The 16,932-nt window shown below is 71.7% G+C and carries 17 protein-coding genes; 8 read left to right on the top strand and 9 right to left on the bottom strand.

The genetic code is table 11. From position 1 onward, the window contains the following. Positions 1-4 precede the first annotated feature (4 nt). Positions 5-1,957 carry a glycosyltransferase gene (locus NV263_RS00630; RefSeq protein WP_380760236.1) on the bottom strand — a complete coding sequence of 651 codons (1,953 nt, stop codon included), beginning with the start codon at positions 1,955-1,957 and terminating at the stop codon, positions 5-7. A gap of 1 nt (position 1,958) precedes the next feature. Then, a complete protein-coding gene (glf, locus tag NV263_RS00625; protein ID WP_263250391.1) occupies positions 1,959-3,146 on the bottom strand; it encodes a UDP-galactopyranose mutase in 1,188 nt (395 codons plus the stop codon). 284 nt (positions 3,147-3,430) lie between these two features. Here glf and NV263_RS00620 point away from each other — a divergent pair, with 284 nt between their 5' ends. Then, positions 3,431-4,678: a glycosyltransferase 87 family protein gene (locus tag NV263_RS00620; RefSeq protein ID WP_263250390.1), complete on the top strand. Its 1,248-nt coding sequence runs from the start codon at positions 3,431-3,433 to the stop codon at positions 4,676-4,678. 97 nt (positions 4,679-4,775) lie between these two features. After that, positions 4,776-5,807 (top strand): peptidoglycan recognition protein family protein, encoded by a 1,032-nt coding sequence (locus tag NV263_RS00615; RefSeq protein ID WP_263250389.1) that lies wholly within the window; start codon positions 4,776-4,778, stop codon positions 5,805-5,807. A gap of 44 nt (positions 5,808-5,851) precedes the next feature. On the opposite strand, the gene NV263_RS00610 is transcribed toward NV263_RS00615, so the two are convergent. Then, positions 5,852-6,664 (bottom strand): HAD family hydrolase, encoded by an 813-nt coding sequence (locus tag NV263_RS00610; RefSeq protein ID WP_263250388.1) that lies wholly within the window; start codon positions 6,662-6,664, stop codon positions 5,852-5,854. Positions 6,665-6,772: 108 nt separating this feature from the next. Here NV263_RS00610 and NV263_RS00605 point away from each other — a divergent pair, with 108 nt between their 5' ends. Next, positions 6,773-7,639, top strand: coding sequence for an LLM class flavin-dependent oxidoreductase (locus tag NV263_RS00605; protein WP_263250387.1), 867 nt, complete (start codon positions 6,773-6,775; stop codon positions 7,637-7,639). Positions 7,640-7,672: 33 nt separating this feature from the next. Here NV263_RS00605 and NV263_RS00600 read toward each other — a convergent pair whose 3' ends face one another. Beyond that, positions 7,673-8,284 (bottom strand): helix-turn-helix domain-containing protein, encoded by a 612-nt coding sequence (locus NV263_RS00600; protein WP_263250386.1) that lies wholly within the window; start codon positions 8,282-8,284, stop codon positions 7,673-7,675. 105 nt (positions 8,285-8,389) lie between these two features. On the opposite strand from NV263_RS00600, the gene NV263_RS00595 reads away from it, so the two are divergent. Next, a complete protein-coding gene (locus NV263_RS00595; protein ID WP_263250385.1) occupies positions 8,390-8,812 on the top strand; it encodes a hypothetical protein in 423 nt (140 codons plus the stop codon). A 171-nt stretch (positions 8,813-8,983) separates the two neighbouring features. Here the strand turns inward: NV263_RS00595 and serS are convergent, their stop codons facing one another. From serS to NV263_RS00580, 3 genes are all read right to left on the bottom strand, one after another. Beyond that, complete coding sequence (serS, locus tag NV263_RS00590) at positions 8,984-10,249, bottom strand: serine--tRNA ligase (protein WP_263250384.1); 1,266 nt, start codon at positions 10,247-10,249, stop codon at positions 8,984-8,986. Positions 10,250-10,319: 70 nt separating this feature from the next. Beyond that, on the bottom strand, positions 10,320-11,489 hold the full coding sequence (locus tag NV263_RS00585; protein ID WP_263250383.1) for a glutathionylspermidine synthase family protein: 1,170 nt from the start codon (positions 11,487-11,489) through the stop codon (positions 10,320-10,322). A 3-nt stretch (positions 11,490-11,492) separates the two neighbouring features. After that, the gene (locus NV263_RS00580; RefSeq protein ID WP_263250382.1) at positions 11,493-12,137 is read right to left on the bottom strand and encodes a hypothetical protein; all 645 of its coding nucleotides are present in this window, start codon (positions 12,135-12,137) and stop codon (positions 11,493-11,495) included. Between the two features lie 139 nt (positions 12,138-12,276). Here NV263_RS00580 and NV263_RS00575 point away from each other — a divergent pair, with 139 nt between their 5' ends. Both NV263_RS00575 and NV263_RS00570 read left to right on the top strand, forming a co-directional pair. Beyond that, a complete protein-coding gene (locus tag NV263_RS00575) occupies positions 12,277-13,272 on the top strand; it encodes a septum formation family protein (protein ID WP_263250381.1) in 996 nt (331 codons plus the stop codon). A gap of 25 nt (positions 13,273-13,297) precedes the next feature. After that, complete coding sequence (locus NV263_RS00570; protein WP_263250380.1) at positions 13,298-13,648, top strand: metallopeptidase family protein; 351 nt, start codon at positions 13,298-13,300, stop codon at positions 13,646-13,648. A gap of 369 nt (positions 13,649-14,017) precedes the next feature. Here the strand turns inward: NV263_RS00570 and NV263_RS00565 are convergent, their stop codons facing one another. Both NV263_RS00565 and pheA read right to left on the bottom strand, forming a co-directional pair. Next, positions 14,018-14,671, bottom strand: coding sequence for a histidine phosphatase family protein (locus NV263_RS00565; RefSeq protein WP_263250379.1), 654 nt, complete (start codon positions 14,669-14,671; stop codon positions 14,018-14,020). Next, positions 14,668-15,591: a prephenate dehydratase gene (gene pheA / locus NV263_RS00560; RefSeq protein ID WP_263250378.1), complete on the bottom strand. Its 924-nt coding sequence runs from the start codon at positions 15,589-15,591 to the stop codon at positions 14,668-14,670. The genes NV263_RS00565 and pheA overlap by 4 nt, the downstream gene beginning before the upstream one ends. A gap of 108 nt (positions 15,592-15,699) precedes the next feature. Between pheA and NV263_RS00555 the strand changes: the two genes are divergently transcribed. Both NV263_RS00555 and NV263_RS00550 read left to right on the top strand, forming a co-directional pair. Further along, complete coding sequence (locus NV263_RS00555) at positions 15,700-16,311, top strand: macro domain-containing protein (protein ID WP_263250377.1); 612 nt, start codon at positions 15,700-15,702, stop codon at positions 16,309-16,311. A 66-nt stretch (positions 16,312-16,377) separates the two neighbouring features. Continuing rightward, on the top strand, positions 16,378-16,881 hold the full coding sequence (locus NV263_RS00550) for a DoxX family protein (RefSeq protein ID WP_263250376.1): 504 nt from the start codon (positions 16,378-16,380) through the stop codon (positions 16,879-16,881). Positions 16,882-16,932 lie beyond the last annotated feature (51 nt).

Here is a 16,932-nt window from a genome sequence, read left to right as displayed (position 1 = left end):
GGGGTCAGTTCTGGTCGAAGACCTGCTTCCAGGACTCCGCACTGGTCAGGTCGGGCAGAGCCGCACGGTACGCGTCCCGCAGACGGGACCACTCCTGACCCAGCCTCCGGTAGTCGGCCAGGGCGCGCAGCCCCAGCCTGCGGAACTCGTCCGGGTCGCGGCGCCGGAACGCCACCCCGCTGCCGTCGGCGTTGGAGACCGTCGCGCTGTCCAGGTTCCCCAGCAGGAACCACCGGGCGCTGGCCGCGGGCACGTTCAGCTCCGGCCGCTCGGACGCCTCCTGCGCCGGCTTCTTGAGGTTGTGCAGCAGCGCCTTGGACGCGCGGGCCGCGATGACCGCGGGGTTCACCGGCGGCTTGAGCATGCCCTCGGCCGCGATCGGGTCGGAGAACGGCGGCGGGAACTCGCGGGCCGACTCCAGGGTCTTGGCGTCGTCGTAGTCCTTGCGCAGCTCCCGGACCTCCGGCAGCTTCGTGCGCAGGCTGTCGAACAGGCCCTCGGGGCCGGCCAGGAAGTCCTCGATCGCCTTCAGCTGCACCGCGACGGTCGAGTACTCCATGGACAGCAGGTGCCGCAGCGTGAGCTTGAGGCCCTGCTTGACCAGGTTGAACTTGACCTCCTCCGGGCTGTGCAGCGCGGCGAGGACGAGCCGGTTGCGGACGTGGAAGTACGCGGTCCAGTCGGTCGCGTCGTTCTTGTCCGTCCACGGCATGTGCCAGATCGCCGCGCCCGGCAGCGTCACCGTCGGGAAGCCGTGGCCGCCCGCGCGCAGCGAGTACTCGGAGTCGTCGTGCTTGATGAACAGCGGCAGCGGAAGTCCGGTGCGCTCGATGACCTCGCGCGGGAACAGGCACATCCACCAGCCGTTGTAGGTGGCGTGGATGCGCTGGTGCAGCTTGGCGGTCTTGCGCAGCGGCTTCTTGGCGAAGTCGTGGTCGGTGACCGCACCCGGCGCGGCCCGCCACATCGCCGCGCCCAGGTCGACGACCTCGCCCATGGTGTGCAGCCGCGAGCGGGCCTGGAGGTTGAGCATCTGGCCGCCGACGATGACCGGCTGCGACGCGGCGCGGGCGAAGGCGTTCGCGCGCAGCACGCCGTCCGGCTCCAGCGCGATGTCGTCGTCGATGACCATGACCTGGTCGGCGTCGGAGTTGTAGACGCCCTCGTACATGACGCGGGTGAACCCGCCGGACCCGCCGAGGTTGGCCTGCTCGATGACCTGGAGCTTGTCGCCGATGCGCTCGGCGGCCTCGGCGAAGCCGTCGGTGTCGCGGATCTTCTGCGGTCCCTGGTCGGCGACCACGACCTTCTCCACGACGTCCATGACCTGCGGGTCCTCGCCGAGGGTGCGCAGCGCCAGGATGCAGTCGGCCGGGCGGATCGTGGTGGTGCCGACCACCACCTTCTGCCGGGGCAGCGCCACGTCGGTGGTCCACGACGCCTCGTCGACGGTCAGCGAGGAGTCGTTGGTGAACACGTCGAACCAGATCCAGCCGCCGTCCTCGAACGGCGTGAGCGCGACCCGGAACTCCAACGACGTCCACTCGTCGGGGCTGCTCACCGGGGTGCCCTGCAGGTGGACGCTGTCCCCGTTGGGCTTGGAGCGGTAGACGTCGAGCCGACCGGACCCCGTGACCTTCATCCGGAGCACGACCTCGTCGACCTTCGTCCAGCGCTTCCAGTAGCTGGCCGGGAAGGCGTTGAAGTACGTGGCGAACGAGATCTTGCTGTGCGCGGGCACCCGCACGCACCGGCGCGAGACCACGGTCGCCGTGCTGTGCAGCGACGCGGGCTCGTCGATGTAGAGGGGGCGCACGTCCAACGGGTCCTCGCCGCGCGGGAACACGACCCGCTGCAGCACCTGCTCGGCCGGCGCGTCGCCGGTACCGGAGCGCATCGAGGTCACGTCGCTGAGCTTGCTCTCACCCGCGGCGGCGGTTGGGGTCCGGTCGGTCACGTCAGTCCTCCAGCGAGCCGTCCAGCGAACGGCCCTGGGTGAAGTACGGGGCGATCTTGTTGTCGAACATGCTCAACGCCGAGCCGATCGCCATGTGCATGTCCAGGTACTTGTAGGTGCCGAGGCGGCCGCCGAAGATCACCTTCCGCTCCTTGGCCTCCTTCTTGGCCAGCTCGCGGTAGGACTCCAGCTTGCGCCGGTCCTCGGGGGTGTTGATCGGGTAGTACGGCTCGTCGCCGCTCTCCGCGGACCGGGAGTACTCCCGGACGACCACCGTCTTGTCCTTGGGGTAGTAGTCCCGCTCCGGGTGGAAGTGCCGGAACTCGTGGATCCGGGTGTACGGGACCTCCTCGTCGGCGTAGTTCAGCACCGGCGTGCCCTGGAAGTCCCCGGTCTCGACGACCTCGGTCTCGAAGTCCAGGGTGCGCCAGCTCAGCTCGCCCTCGGAGTAGTCGAAGTAGCGGTCCAGCGGCCCGGTGTAGACCACCGGGACGGCGGGCAGCTCGCCGCGCACGTCGAAGAAGTCCGTGTTCAGCCGCACCTCGATGTTCGGGTGCTCGGCCATCTTCTCCAGCCAGGCCGTGTACCCGTCGACCGGCAGGCCCTCGTAGGTGTCGTTGAAGTAGCGGTTGTTGAAGGTGTAGCGGACCGGCAGCCGGGTGATCGTGGAAGCGGGCAGTTCCTTGGGGTCGGTCTGCCACTGCTTGGCCGTGTAACCGCGCACGAACGCCTCGTACAGCGGTCGGCCGATCAGCGAAATGGCCTTCTCCTCCAGGTTCTGCGCATCCGCGGTGTCGATCTCCGCGGCCTGCTCGGCGACCAGCGCCTTCGCCTCGTCCGGGGTGAACGCCCGACCGAAGAACTGGCACAGCAGGCCCAAGTTCATCGGGAACGAGTAGATCTGCCCTTGATGCTTGGTGAACACCCGGTGCTGGTAGTCGGTGAACTCGGTGAACTGGTTCACGTAGTCCCACACGCGTTTGTTCGACGTGTGGAACAGGTGCGCACCGTAGCGGTGCACCTCGATGCCGGTCTCGGGCTCGGCCTCCGAATAGGCGTTGCCCCCGATGTGGTCACGACGGTCCAGCACCAGCACCCGCTTGTCGAGCTGGGTGGCGGCGCGCTCTGCGATCGTCAGTCCGAAGAATCCGGAACCAACAACGATCAGGTCATAGCCTGCGAAGCTCACAGTCGTCGAGGGTAGCGGCCACGGCGCGCCGGTCCGTAACCGCGTTGACGTAACCCGGTATGCCCGGCTACGAGGAGTATCGACATCACCCCCACGGGCGGTCGAGCGCCGGTGCGCAGGGACTTCCCGCCACGGCCGGTGACCTACTCGGTACCGTTCGCTGCGGCCCGGCGGCGCCGTGCGGCGGCCCGCCCGGTGAGTCGCGTTTCGGTAACATCGACCGGTGCCGAGCGCCGCCCGTCGGCCCTGCCGACGGGTGGGGGCGGGCGCCGGATACTGGGGTGGTGATCAACGGCGTGTCGTGGGCGCGCGATAGGCGGTTCCTGCTGGTCGCGGCGATCGTGGTGGAAATCTGCGCGATCTGGTTCGTGCACTGGATCCACACCCGCGGCTACATGGACACCGAGGTCTACCGGCTCGGCGCGCGGGCGTGGCTGCGCGGGTACCAGGTGTACGGCGACGACCTCACGCCCGAAACGCCGGACAGCGCAACGCTGCCGTTCATCTACCCGCCGTTCGCGGCGCTGCTGTTCGTGCCGCTGGCGTGGATGTCGGTGGACGCCGCGATCGTCACCGTCGCGGTGCTGTCGCACCTGGCGATCCTGGTCACCGCCTATTGCCTGGCCCGCTCGTCGAGCTACCTCGCACCGCGCGCCGGTCACGTCGCGGTGGTCACCGCGCTGCTGATGCCGGTGCTCACGTTGATCGAACCGGCCCGCGAGACGATCAACTACGGCCAGATCAACCTGGTGCTGATGGCGCTGGTCGCCGCCGACTGCCTGCTGCCCCGCACCCGGTGGCCGCGCGGCCTGCTGGTCGGCCTGGCGGGCGCGATCAAGCTGACCCCGCTGGGCTTCCTGCTGTTCTTCCTGCTGCGCCGGGACTTCCGCGCGGCGGCGATCAGCGCGGTCACGTTCGCCTCGACCGTGGTGCTCGGCCTGATCGCGGCGCCGGAGGACTCGGCGGACTGGTGGCTGGACAAGATGCTGTCCACAGGGGACTCGTTCGGCACCGTCTACGCGGGCAACCTGACGCTGCGCAGCTTGATCGCCAAGCAGAGCATCACCGGCACCGAGCTCGACGTGCTGTGGATCGCCGGGTCGGTGGTGCTGCTGGGGCTGGCCGTGCTCGGGATCCGGTACGCGCTGCGGACCGCCAACCCGCCGCTGGCGCTGATGGTCAACGCGGTGCTGGTGCTGCTGGTCTCGCCGATCTCCTGGTCGCACCACTGGGTCTGGGCGGCGCCGACGCTGGCGCTGCTGTTCGCGATGGCGCTGCGCCGCGGCTGGTACGGGATCCTGCTGACGGTCGGGATCTGCGCGGTGGTGGTGCTCGTCGGCCCGCAGTGGTACCTGCCGAACACCGGGGACCGGGAACTGAGCTGGACGTTCTCGCAGCAGGTCGTCGGCAACGCCTACACGCTGATCGGCATCGGATTCCTCCTCGCCTGCGCGGTGGCCTGCGTGCGGTTCCGGCCGCGCCCGCTCGGCAGCGGCGCGCCACGACCGGCCGGGGCCGTCCGGCGGACCTGACGCTCACCCGTCCAGAGCAGCCGACCAAGCGCCCGCTCGGAGAACGCCGCATACTCGCGCGGGAATCCGCGCTGATCAACGGTCTGAGGGGGTCGTCTTGCGTTCACTGCTGTGTGTTCCGATCGCGATGCTGCTGGCCACGTCGACAGCGCACGCGGTCCCCGACACCCGCACCGGCACCGAGCACGTCGCGCTGCGCGACGTCGCCGAGCAGCGCGATGCCACGCGCGCGGTGCACACCGCCCGTCCGTTCAGCGTGCTCGGGCTCACCTGGGACGGTGCGGCACCCGACGACGTCGAGGTCCGGGTGCGCACCGGCGAGCGCTGGAGCGCCTGGACGCACCTCGACCCCGCCGACTCGGGCCGGGGCACCGAACCGCTGTGGACCGGGCGGACCGACACCGCCGAGGTGCGGGCGCGCCGCGGCGCGGCCGACGTGACCGACGAGCTCCGGCTGGTGGCGATCGCGCCCGACCCCTCGCCCGCCCCGGCACCGCGCGAGGGGCGCGGCGGTGGGCCCGCCGTCGTCACGCGCGCCGAATGGGGCGCCGACGAACACCTGATGACGTGGCCGCCGCAACGCACCACGACCAAGGCGATCACGGTGCACCACACCGCCGGGACCAACGACTACGCGTGCGCGCAGTCGGCGGAGCTCGTGCGCGGCATCTTCCAGTACCACGCGGTGGAGCTGAAGTGGGGCGACATCGGTTACCACGCGCTGGTCGACAAGTGCGGGACCGTCTTCGAAGGCCGGGCGGGGCAGCCGTGGGACGCCGCGGACGCCGGGCGGGGCGATGTGATCGGCGGGCACGTCGCGGGCTTCAACCGCAACACCTTCGGCGTGGCGATGATGGGCAACTTCGACCAGGTCGCCCCGACCCCCGAGACCGTCCGCGCGGTGGCGCGGATCGCCGGCTGGAAGCTCGGGCAGGTCGGCGTCCCGCCGGACGGGCGCACCACGCTGACCGCCGAGGGCGCTCCCAGGTCGAAGTTCCCCGCCGGGGCGCGGGTCCCGCTGCCGACGATCTTCGGGCACCGGGACGTCAGCAACACCGCCTGCCCCGGGCAGCACGGCTACGAGCAGTTGGACGCGATCCGCGCCGCCGCCCGGCAGCCCGCTCCCTGAGCGCCTGCCTGGCGGACCCGCCCGCACTCGGCTGCGCGGTGCGGTCACCACCAGCGTTCGAGGACCTCGGCCACGCCGTCCTCGGTGTTCGTGGTGGTGACCTCGTCCGCCGCGGCGAGCGCGGCCGGGTGGGCGTTGCGCATCGCCACGCCGTGGCCGACCCAGTGCAGCATCGGCACGTCGTTGGGCATGTCGCCGAAGGCGATGACGTCCGCGGGCGGCACGCCGAAGCGGTCGGCCACGTCGCGCAGCCCGGTCGCCTTGTCCACGCCCGGCGCGGAGAACTCGATGAGGCCCGCCCCGGTGGAGTAGGTCAGCTGCAGTTCGGTGCCGATCACCTCGCGCGCCACCGAGGCCATCTCCTCGCTGGTCCACTCCTCGTGCAGCACCAGCAGCTTCACCGCGGGCCTGCCGACGACCTCGGCGGTGCCGACCACGCGGATGTCCGAGTTCGGCCACGTCCGGCGGAACTCCCGCTCGGCCAGGAACTGCTCGTGCGGGCGGTCGCGCGCACCGTCGGTGACCCGCTCGACCGCGAAGGAGCAGCCGGGGATCTCGTGCCGGAGGTCGTGCACGACGTCGTGCAGCACGACCGGGTCGATCCGGCGGCTGTGCAGCACGCGGTCCTGGCTCGCGTCGTAGAGCACCGCGCCGTTGGCGCAGACCGCCAACCCGGCCACGCCCAGGTCCGTCACGACCTCCGGCATCCACCGCGGCGGACGGCCCGTGACCAGCACGAGGGGAGTGCCCGACGCCGCGACGCGGCGCACCGTGCTCGCGGTGCGCGGAGTCACCCGCTCCATCGGGTCGAGGAGCGTTCCGTCCACGTCGGATGCCACGAGGCGAGGTTGGCGCACCCGTCCATCCTGCCTCGTCCCAACGTGCGGACGGCACGCGAGCCGCACCACATCCGGATCACCCGATCGGGTCGAGGGAGACGGCCCCGGGCAGATACGGTCGACAGCGTGCGAGTTGGGATCGTGATTCTGCCCGAACACCGGTGGTGGGCGGCCGAGCCGATGTGGCGGATGGCCGAGGAGTACGGCTTCGCCCACGCCTGGACCTACGACCACCTCGGCTGGCGGTCCCTTGTGGACAAACCGTGGTTCGACGCGGTGCCGACGCTGACCGCGGCCGCCACCGTGACCTCGACGATCCGACTGGGCACCCTGGTCGCGTCGCCGAACTTCCGGCACCCGGTGCACTTCGCCCGGGAGCTGACGGCGCTGGACGACGTCTCCGACGGCCGGATCACCCTGGGCATCGGCTCGGGCGGCCTCGGCTTCGACGCCGCGGTGCTGGGCGGCGGCGAGCTGTCCCCGGCGCAGCGCGCCGACCGGTTCGGCGAGTTCGTCGAACTGCTCGACACCGTGCTCACCCAGGACGTCACCGACTACTCCGGCGAGCACTACGCCGCGGTGGGAGCGCGCCGCAGCCCGGGATGCGTCCAGCAACCGCGGCTGCCGTTCGTCATCGCCGCCAACGGCCCCCGGGCCATGGGGCTGGCCGCCCGCTACGGCCAGGGGTGGGTCACCACCGGCACCGCCCACGACGAGGAGGAGGCGTGGTGGCGGTCGGTCGCCGACCTCTCGCTGCGGTTCGGTGACGTGCTCGCCGAGAACGGCCGCGAGAAGGTGGACCGCTACCTCCAGCTGGACGCCGGGCCGGTCTACTCGATGTCCAGTGTGGAGTGCTTCCGGAACATGGTCGGCCGCGCCCGCGAGCTCGGCTTCACCGACGTCATCACGCACTGGCCGCGCGCCGAGGCCCCCTACGCGGGCACCGAGTCCACCGTGGAGGAGATCGCCTCCGAGGTCCTCCCGGAGCTCTGAGCACCGCTACGCACCACGAGCCCGAGACGCGCGTCAGGGTTCCGAAAGGCCGCTGCGCGTTTCCAGGAGGGTGGCGCCGACCGCGAGGAACTCGGCGGGTTCGGCTCCCATCGCGGACAGCCGGTGCGGCACGCGGGAGCTGAAGCTGACGCTGTCGCCGGCGCGCAGCGTCGTCTCGTCCTGTTCGAACTCGACGTGCAACCGGCCGCTGAGCACGTACAACCAGTCGTGGCCCTCGTGGCGCACCGGGCGCACCGCGGTGCTCGTCGGGGAGATCCGGTAGCGGGCCGCGTACAGCCCGGGGATCACCGCGCGCGGCGTCAGGACCTGCATGGACATGCCGCCCGACTCCACCGTCGGCACCTCGTCGCCGCGCAGCACCACGGCCGCGGGACCGGGCCTGGTGTCGGTGAACAGCTCGGACAACCCGACGTCCAGCGCGGCGGCCACCTGCGCGAGGACGTCCAAGGACGGCGTGGCGGCGCCGCTTTCCACGGTGCCCAGGTACTCCGCGTCGAGGTCGAGCTTCGCCGCCAGCGCGGCGCGGTCCAGTCCGCGCGCCGCGCGCAGCCGTCGGATGCGGTCACCGAGTCCGGCCAACGCCTGGGGCCGCGACCCGCCGGGGACGTCCGATCGTTCCGACACGCCACCCACGATAGGTCCGCCGCCGGGCGTTCGCCGTGACGTGTGATGCGCCCGAGCCCGGGGTAGCCACTCCGGCAGGAACACCCGAGACGGGAGGTCGCTGCGATGTCGGCGAAGAAGGTCGTGCAGAACCTGCTGGAGCAGGCGGGCACCACCTTCGCCGCGGAAGCGGGGATCAAGCTGGAGAACAAACCGTCCCAGCTGTACCGGCTGCTGGTGATGGCCGTGCTGCTGTCCACCCGGATCAAGGCGGGCATCGCGCTGTCGGCGGCCCGCGAGCTGCGCGAGGTGCCGCGGCTGGGCCCCGTCGGGGTGGACATCTTCTGCCGCGAGGCCCAGGCCGTGTGGCCCGAACTGCGCCCCTACTTCGACAAGAAGGCGCTCAGCGGCGCGGACAAGCTGGGGCTGCCGACCGCGCCGGACCGGCTCGCCGAGTTCGTCGACGGGCCCGACCTGGCGCGGCTGGCCGCCGCCCTGGTGCGCGTCACCACCGAGAAGGGCCTGGCCGACGAGGTCCGCGCGGCTTAGTGTCCCGGAACTCGTTTTGCTTGGCGGGTAGCGGAACCGCAGAGCCTGCCTTCGAACTCTTTTGGGGTGGCGGTGCCGGTAGCGGAACCTCAGCGGCCCGGCTCGCTCCGGGAGCCCCTCCTCATGTACCAACTCCGAGCCAGGTTCAAAGACCGGCTCACTCACCCGGCCTCACGCGACCGGTTCGAGCACCTCGCGCCCGCCGAGGAACGGGCGCAGCGCCTCGGGAACCCGCACCGAGCCGTCGGACTGCTGGTGGTTCTCCAGGATGGCCACGATCCAGCGGGTGGTGGCGAGCGTGCCGTTGAGCGTCGCGGCGATGCGGGTGCGCCCGTCCTCGTCGCGGTAGCGGGTGTTCAGCCGCCGCGCCTGGAACGTCGTGCAGTTCGACGTGGAGGTCAGCTCGCGGTAGGTCTGCTGGCTGGGCACCCACGCCTCGCAGTCCAGCTTGCGCGCCGCGCTCGCGCCGAGGTCCCCGGCCGCGGTGTCGATGACCCGGTAGGGCACCTCGATCTTGGCGAGCATCTCCTCCTCCCAGGCCAGCAGGCGCTGGTGCTCGTCGGCCGCGTCCTCCTCCCGGCAGTAGACGAACATCTCCAGCTTGTTGAACTGGTGGACGCGGATGATGCCGCGGGTGTCCTTGCCGTACGACCCGGCCTCCCGGCGGAAGCACGACGACCAGCCCGCGTAGCGCAGCGGACCGCGGGAGAAGTCCACGATCTCGCCCGAGTGGTACCCGGCCAGCGGCACCTCGGAGGTGCCGACCAGGTACAGGTCGTCCTCCTCCAGCCGGTACACCTCACTGGCGTGCGCGCCGAGGAACCCGGTGCCGTCCATGATCTCGGGGCGGACCAGCACCGGCGGGACGACCAGCGTGAACCCGGCCGCGGTGGCCTGCGCGGCGGCCATGTTCAGCAGCGCCAGCTCCAGCTGGGCGCCGATGCCGGTGAGGAAGTAGAAGCGGGCGCCGGAGACCTTCGCGCCGCGCTCCATGTCCAGCGCGCCCAGGCCCAGGCCCAGCTCCAGGTGGTCGGCGACCTCGAAGTCGAACTCCGGGGGCACGCCGACGTGCTTGAGCACCGCGTAGTCCTCCTCGCCGCCGGGCGGGGTGGCCGGGTCGACGACGTTGGAGACCTTCTTGTGCGCGGCGTGCAGCTCCTCGTCGGCCGCGGTCTGCGCGGCCTCGGCCTCCTTGACCTTCGCGGCGAGGTCCTTGGCCTGCGCCAGCAGCTCGTCGCGCTCCTCGCCGCGGGCCTTGCCGACCTTCTTGCCGAGCTGCTTCTGCTCGGCGCGCAACGCGTCCGCGCGGGCGACCGCGGACCTGCGACGCTCGTCGGCGGACAGCAGCGCGTCCACCAGGGACGCGTCCTCGCCCCGGGCGCGCTGCGAAGCGCGAACGGCTTCCGGATCCTCGCGTAGCGTCTTCAGGTCGATCACAGCTGGTCAGCGTAGCCCCTGACGCCGCAACGCGGGCCCTCGGGTGGGGTTGCCACCCGAGGCCGAGTACTCAGGACCCGTCGGGGATGCGGTGCGGGACGAACGCGGCGCCGTCGTCGGTGATCAGGCCGGCGGTCTCCCGGATGCCGAGGCCCGCGGCGGCGTCGCCGACGACCCAGGCGCCCAGCGCCGGACGCATCCCGTCGAACTCGGGCAGCGGGTCGAACGCCTGGTAGACGTAGCCCTCCTCGCCGTACACGCCGCCGGTCTCGGTCTCCCACCCGGGCGCGACGACCGCGATGTTGTTGCCCTCCCGGCCGAGCCGGGGCTTGCGGACGTACTCGGTGAGCAGGCCCGGCTGGTCGAGGAACGTCGGCAGCAGGTTGGGGTGCCCCGGGTGCATCTCCCACAGGATCGCCAGCAGCGCCTTGTTGGACAGCAACATCTTCCACAGCGGTTCGATCCACTGCGTCTGCGGGAGCGTGTTGACGGCGTGCCTGCCGAAGTCGTCGTCGACCATCCACTCCCAGGGGTAGATCTTGACGACCGAGTGCATCGGCGCCTCTTCGAGGTCGACGAAGCGCTCCAGCAGGGTGTCCCAGCCGATCTCCTCGATGGCCAGGCCCACGGTGTCCATGCCCGCCTCGGCGGCGGTCTCCTGCAGGTAGGCGGCGGTGAGGTGGTCCTCCCCGGTGGCGTCCGCCGACGACCAGGTGAAGTGCACCTCGCTGCTGCCGAGCTGATCGCCGATCTCCTGCCAGCGCTCGACGAGCTTCTCGTGCAGCGAGTTCCACTGGTCGTCGCCCTCGTGGCACTCGGTGAGCCAGTGCCACTGCACCACGGCCGCCTCCAGCAGCGACGTGGGCGTGTCGGCGTTGTACTCCAGCAGCTTCGCCGGGCCGGTGCCGTCGTAGCGCAGGTCGAACCGGCCGTACAGGTGCGGGTCGTGCCGCCGCCACGACTCGGCGATGTGCGGCCACACCCATTCCGGGATGCCGAAGTCCTTGTACCGCTCGGTGGTCACCACGTGGTCGACGGCCTCCAGGCACATGGACTGGAGCAGTTCGACGTCGGCCTCCAGCGAGAGCACCTCGTCGAGGCCGAACTCGTAGTGCACGCCCTCGTCCCAGTAGGGCCGCGCCGAGCCGTCCGCCGCGCGGGCGGGCGTGCCGAACACGAGCCCCAGTTCGGCGACCTTGGCCTCCCAGTCCGGCCGTCGCTGCGTTGTCCTTCGCCGCACCCGTCAGCTCCCGCTGCTGCCGCTCTTGCTGCTGATCCCGAAACCACCGCGCTGCACGGTCTTCCCGGTGCTGTCCTTGATCGTGCTGCCGGACGGCTTGGAGTAGTTCGCGTGCGGCACCGTCTGCCCCACCCGGGGCGGGGGCGCACCGGGGTCGGTGTAGCCGTAGCGGTAGGACTGGAAGCCGCCGAAGCCGCCGCCCGGCAGGACGATCGGCATGAAGAACATGCCGGTGTGGTGGTCGACGTGCCCGCCGTGCGTGGTGACGTAGTGCTCGTCGCAGAACTGGTCGCTCTGCACGGTGGCCTGGCCGTGCTGGTCCGCCCCGCAGTACCGGCTCACCGCGTTGGCCTGGTTGCTGACCTCGGACGCCGAGTAGAGCGCGGCCACCAGCGCGACGACGCCGACCGTGGCGCCGCCGCCGATCATCACCCGTCGGCGGGTCTGCGACTTGCGCTCCGCCGCGGCGAGCTCGGCCTGCCGCTGCTCCTCGCGGCGCTTCTCGGCCGCGATCCGGGCGCGCTGCTCGGCCAGCGTCGGCTCCCGGGCCTGGGTCGTCTCCGGATCCTGGTAGCGGATCCGGCCCTGCCGCGGTCCCTGCTCCTGCGCGCCCTGCTCCTCGGGCTCGTGCGCACCGTCGTCTGCCACTGGCTTTCCGTTTTCCGTCATTCGCCCACTCCCCCGCGCCACGTTACCTAGTCGGGGGACACGGCGGGGCACGACCGGGCAACAAAGTCGCGGGCGAGCTTGCGGCCGATCGCGCGCCCCGCGAGGCATGATGTGATCGATGTCCGGACCCGCCCCCTCTCCCCGTCCCCGGCGCACGACGCCGAACGCCCGGCTGATCATGGTCGCGGCGACGCTCGGAGCGCTGTTGGTGCTGGTGGTCAGCGCCCTGCTGAACTGGCCGGTCGGGGGCGAGGTCGGCGGACCCGGCCGGATCGGCTCCTCCCCCGCACCGCGGGTGGTCTTCGACGCCCGCGCGGGCACCTGCCTGAACTGGACCGAACCCGACGCCGCGGACATCGGCGCGGTCGCGTGCGACCGCCCGCACCTGTTCGAGGCCACCGGCAAGGCCGACATGCGCGACCAGTTCCCGGACCGCGCGCCGTTCCCGGACACCGAGCAGTGGCAGCAGATCAAGCAGGAGCGGTGCACCCCGGTGTCCCAGCAGTTCCTGTCGGGGCGGTTCGACCCGCACGGGCGGTTCGCGGTCGGCGCGTTCACCCCGAGCGAGCAGGGCTGGAACGCCGGCGACCGGGTCCTGCACTGCGGGCTCCAGCAGCCCGGACCGTCCGGCAAGCTCTACCGGACCAGCGGCAGCGCCTCGAAGGTCGACCAGTCCAACACCTACCCGGTGGGCCGCTGCCTGGGCATCAACGGCACCGCGGTGTGGGACCCGGTGGACTGCTCGCAGCCGCACTCGGTGGAGATCACCGGGCTGGTGAACCTCGGGGAGCAGTTCCCCGGCGGCTTCCCGGCCGAGGACGACCAGGACCACTTCCTGGCCGCTCGGTGCGAGGAGCTGACCGGCGGGTACGCGGGCGGGGCGACCGCCGCGCACGACAAGGGCCTGGTGCCCTACTGGGACACGCTCCGCGAGGAGAGCTGGAACGCCGGGTCGCGGCAGGTGAACTGCAAGGTCAGCGCCCAGCTGCCGGACGGCAGCGGACTCGCGCCGGTCACCGGCAGCGTCAAGGGCGAGGTGCAGGTGGGCGACCAACCCGCGCCGCAGGACACCGGTTCGCCGGAACCGGGCGTGCCCGCCGGACAACCCCGCTGACGGACTTTTCGGGTACAACGGGCACATGCCGGTGGAGATGACCCGAACGCGGTTCGACGAGCTCGTCGGCGACGCCCTGGACCTGCTCCCCGAGGAGTTCGCCGCCGCGATGAACAACGTGGTCGTGCTGGTCGAGGACCGCCACCCCGACGACCCCGGACTGCTCGGGCTCTACGAGGGCATCGCGTTGACCGAGCGGGACAGCACCTACGCCGGGGTGCTGCCCGACCGCATCACCGTCTACCGCGCGCCGCTGCTGGAGATGTGCGGCAGCGAGGACGAGGTGGTCGACGAGATCGCCGTGACGGTGCTGCACGAGATCGCCCACCACTTCGGCATCGACGACGAGAAGCTGCACCGGCTCGGCTGGGGTTGATCAGAGCCTGTCTTTGAACTCGTTTTGGGTGGCGGTGCCGGTGGCGGGACCTCAGCGGCCCGCCCGTCGCCCGACCACCGCCCCCCAAGGATGCGCTGCGCGCCGCAGTCACATCGGCTCCGGGAGCCCCTCCTGATGTATGCCCAATACACGGCGTCGGGGCTGTCCTCGCGAGACGACCGCTGAGAACCCGCGGCGGTGCCAGCGGCGAGACCACTCACCGAAAGAGAAAGCGGCTGTCGCCGCTTACCACGACCCGTCGGAACCAAGTTCGAAGACAGCACTCAAACCTCGAAGCTGGCGCCGGAGGGGGCGCGGCAAGTCGCGCCACCCGCTTCCGGCGAGCCCGCAGACAGCTCCGCGAACCCGTCAGTTCGGGTCCAGGCCGTCCCACTGGCTGCACCGCCAGCCGGTGGCGGTGTCCGGGTCGGGTTCGAGCACGATGAGCCCGGTGTTGGGCAGGTGGACGCGCTCCGCCTCGTCCGCGGTGATGTTGGCGGCCAGCCGAACCGCCACCAGGCGCAGCATCGCCCCGTGGCTGACCAGCACGACCGCACCGCTGGTGAGGCCGTCGTCGAGGACGCGCCGGGCCGAGCCGACGAACCGGTCCACGGCCTGCCGACCGGTCTCGCCGCCCGGCATCGGCCGGTCCAGCCGCCCGGCGTGCCACTCCGCGTACACCTCGTCGAACGTCCGCAGCGCGTCGGGATCACCGCGCTTCTCCAGCTCGCCGACGTAGATCTCGTGCGTGCCGTCGGCGACCTCGACCGACAACCCGTGGCGCCGCGCCAGCGGTGCGGCGGTCTGCTGCGCCCGCAGCGCGCGGCTGGCGTGCACCGAGACGACCTTCTCCCCGGCGAGCCGGTCGGCCAGTTCCGCCGCCTGCCGACGGCCCAGGTCGGTCAGGCCGGGGCCGGGCGGCAAGGTGTCCAGCACGTGGTCGACGTTGGCCGGGGTCTGGCCGTGGCGGGCGAGGATCAGGCGGATCGGGGTGCCGGGAGCGGACAGCAGCGGTCCGCTCATGCCAGTCGTCCCGCGCGCACGTCCTCCAACCACTGCGCGGATTCCTGGAACGCCTGCTCGGACGCGGAGGGGCGCACCGAGGCCGGCGACCGGTCCGCCTTCGGGTAGGAGCCCAGGAAGCGGACCTCGCTGCACCGGCGGCGCAGCGCGGTCAGCGCATCGCCGACCCGCGCGTCCGCCACGTGACCGTCGAAGTCCAGGAAGAACCGGTACTCGCCGAGCCGGTCCTTGGTCGGGCGGGACTCGATGCGGCTCAAGTTGATGCCGCGCAGCGACAGTTCGGACAGCAGCTCGGACAGCGCCCCCACCTCGTCGGTGATCACCGCGGCCACCGAGGTCCGGTCCGCCCCGGTGGGATCCGGCAGCACGCCCGGGCGGCGCACGAGCGCGAACCGGGTGAGCGCGTCCGGCACGTCGGCGACCCCCTCGACGAGCCGATCCAGCTCGGGGTAGTGCTCCAGGGCCACCGGCGCGCTGATCGCCGCGTCGAACTCCCCCGCCCGCACCGCGGCCGCCGCGGCGGCGGTGGACTTGGTGGCGATCGCGTCGGCGCCCGGCAGGTTCGCCTCCAACCAGCCGCGGACCTGCGCCAGCGCGTGCGGATGGCTGGCGACCGTGCCGATCTTGTCGAGCTCGGTGCCGGGGCGGGCCAGCACGTCGAACCGCACCGGCAGCATCGCCTCCCCCACCGCGACGAGCGGTTCGCCCGTGACGAGCGCGTCCATCGTGGCAGGCACCGCGCCCTCGACCGAGTTCTCCACCGGCACGCCCGCCGCCAGCACGTCACCGGAGCGGACCGCGGCCAGCGCCAGCGGAACGGTGTCGTAGGGGACGAGTGCGGCGTCGAACCCCTCGGTCAGGGTCCGGGTCGCCTGCTCGGTGAACGTGCCCGGCGGGCCGAGATACGCGATGTCTGGCACGTGACCAGCCTAAGGGGGCCAGGATGTGGGCCGCGCCACCCGGGGCGGTGATCGTCGTTCCGGGCGGGGTGTGACCTACCCAATGCCACCCGCGCGGACATTCCTGCGATGCTGTGGGACGTGACCGCGGATTCGGAGCGCTCGACGGAAGGAGCGGAGCCGGAGCTGCAACTCGTCCTGTGCGCGTTGGACGAGCCGCTGGCCGCAGCCTGGCACGAGATCGCCGAGAACCGGGCGGGACTGGCCGTCCACCACGGTTCGGTGCTGGACCTGGGCATCGACGCGGTGGTGAGCCCGGCGAACTCCTACGGCTGGATGCGCGGCGGCATCGACGCCGTCTACGCCCGCGCCTTCCCCGAGGTGGAGCAGCAGGTGCGCAGCGCCGTGCTCGCCTACCACGGCGGCGAGCTCCCCGTGGGCGAGGCGCTGCTGGTGCCCACCGGGGTGCCCAACCCGATCTGGCTGTTCAGCGCGCCGACCATGCGGGAGCCGGGGGAACGGCTGCCCGCGGACACCGTGCACCCCTACCTCGCGGCGCGCGCGGTGCTGCGCCTGTGGGCCGACGGGGTGCTGGAGAACGGCGCGCCGGTGCGGCAGGTCGTCCGTTCGGTCGCCATGCCCGGACTGGGCACCGGGGTCGGCGGTGTGCCGCCGGAACTGTGCGCCCGGCAGGTCGCCGCGGCCTGGGACGAGGTGTTCGCACCGGTCGACCAGCTGTGACCGCGCGGAGGCCGTGGCGAATGAGTACGGTCGGGTGCAACGGCCGATCATCCAGGAGGTGCCCCGATGCTGCTTCGCCGTCTGGCCCGCCCGTTGCTCGCGGCGACGTTCGTCTACGGCGGGATCAACGCGCTGCGCAACACTCCCGACCACGCCAAGGCCACCGCGCACCTGCTGGACCGGACCCTCGGTGACGTCTCCCTGCCCGAGCAGCTCCCGACCGATCCGGAGACGCTGGTGCGCATCGACGCGGCCGTGAAGATCGGCGCGGGGACCATGCTGGCGCTCGGCCGGTTCCCCCGCCTGTCCTCGGCGGCGCTGGCGTGCAGCGTCATCCCCACGACGTTCGCCGGGCACTCGTGGTGGGAGTACGAGGACGCCGGGCAGCGCACCGAGCAGCAGATCCACTTCCTCAAGAACCTCGGGCTGCTCGGCGGGCTGCTCATCTCGGCCGCCGACACCGGCGGCAAACCGTCCATGGGCTGGCGGGCTCGGCGCCGCGCCCGCAAGGCCAAGGCCCGCACCAGGAGCGCCGCCAAGACCGCGAAGCGGAAAGCCAGCAAGTCCTGAAATCCCTTCGGGTCAGGTGACCCTGAGCGCGCCCGGGTCGGCGCGCGTCCG

It is taken from the genome of Saccharopolyspora rosea, from assembly GCF_025643595.1.
Lineage (GTDB): Bacteria > Actinomycetota > Actinomycetes > Mycobacteriales > Pseudonocardiaceae > Saccharopolyspora > Saccharopolyspora rosea.
Note: the sequence above shows the minus strand (reverse complement) of the source record. Positions and strands in the feature narration are given on the sequence as shown.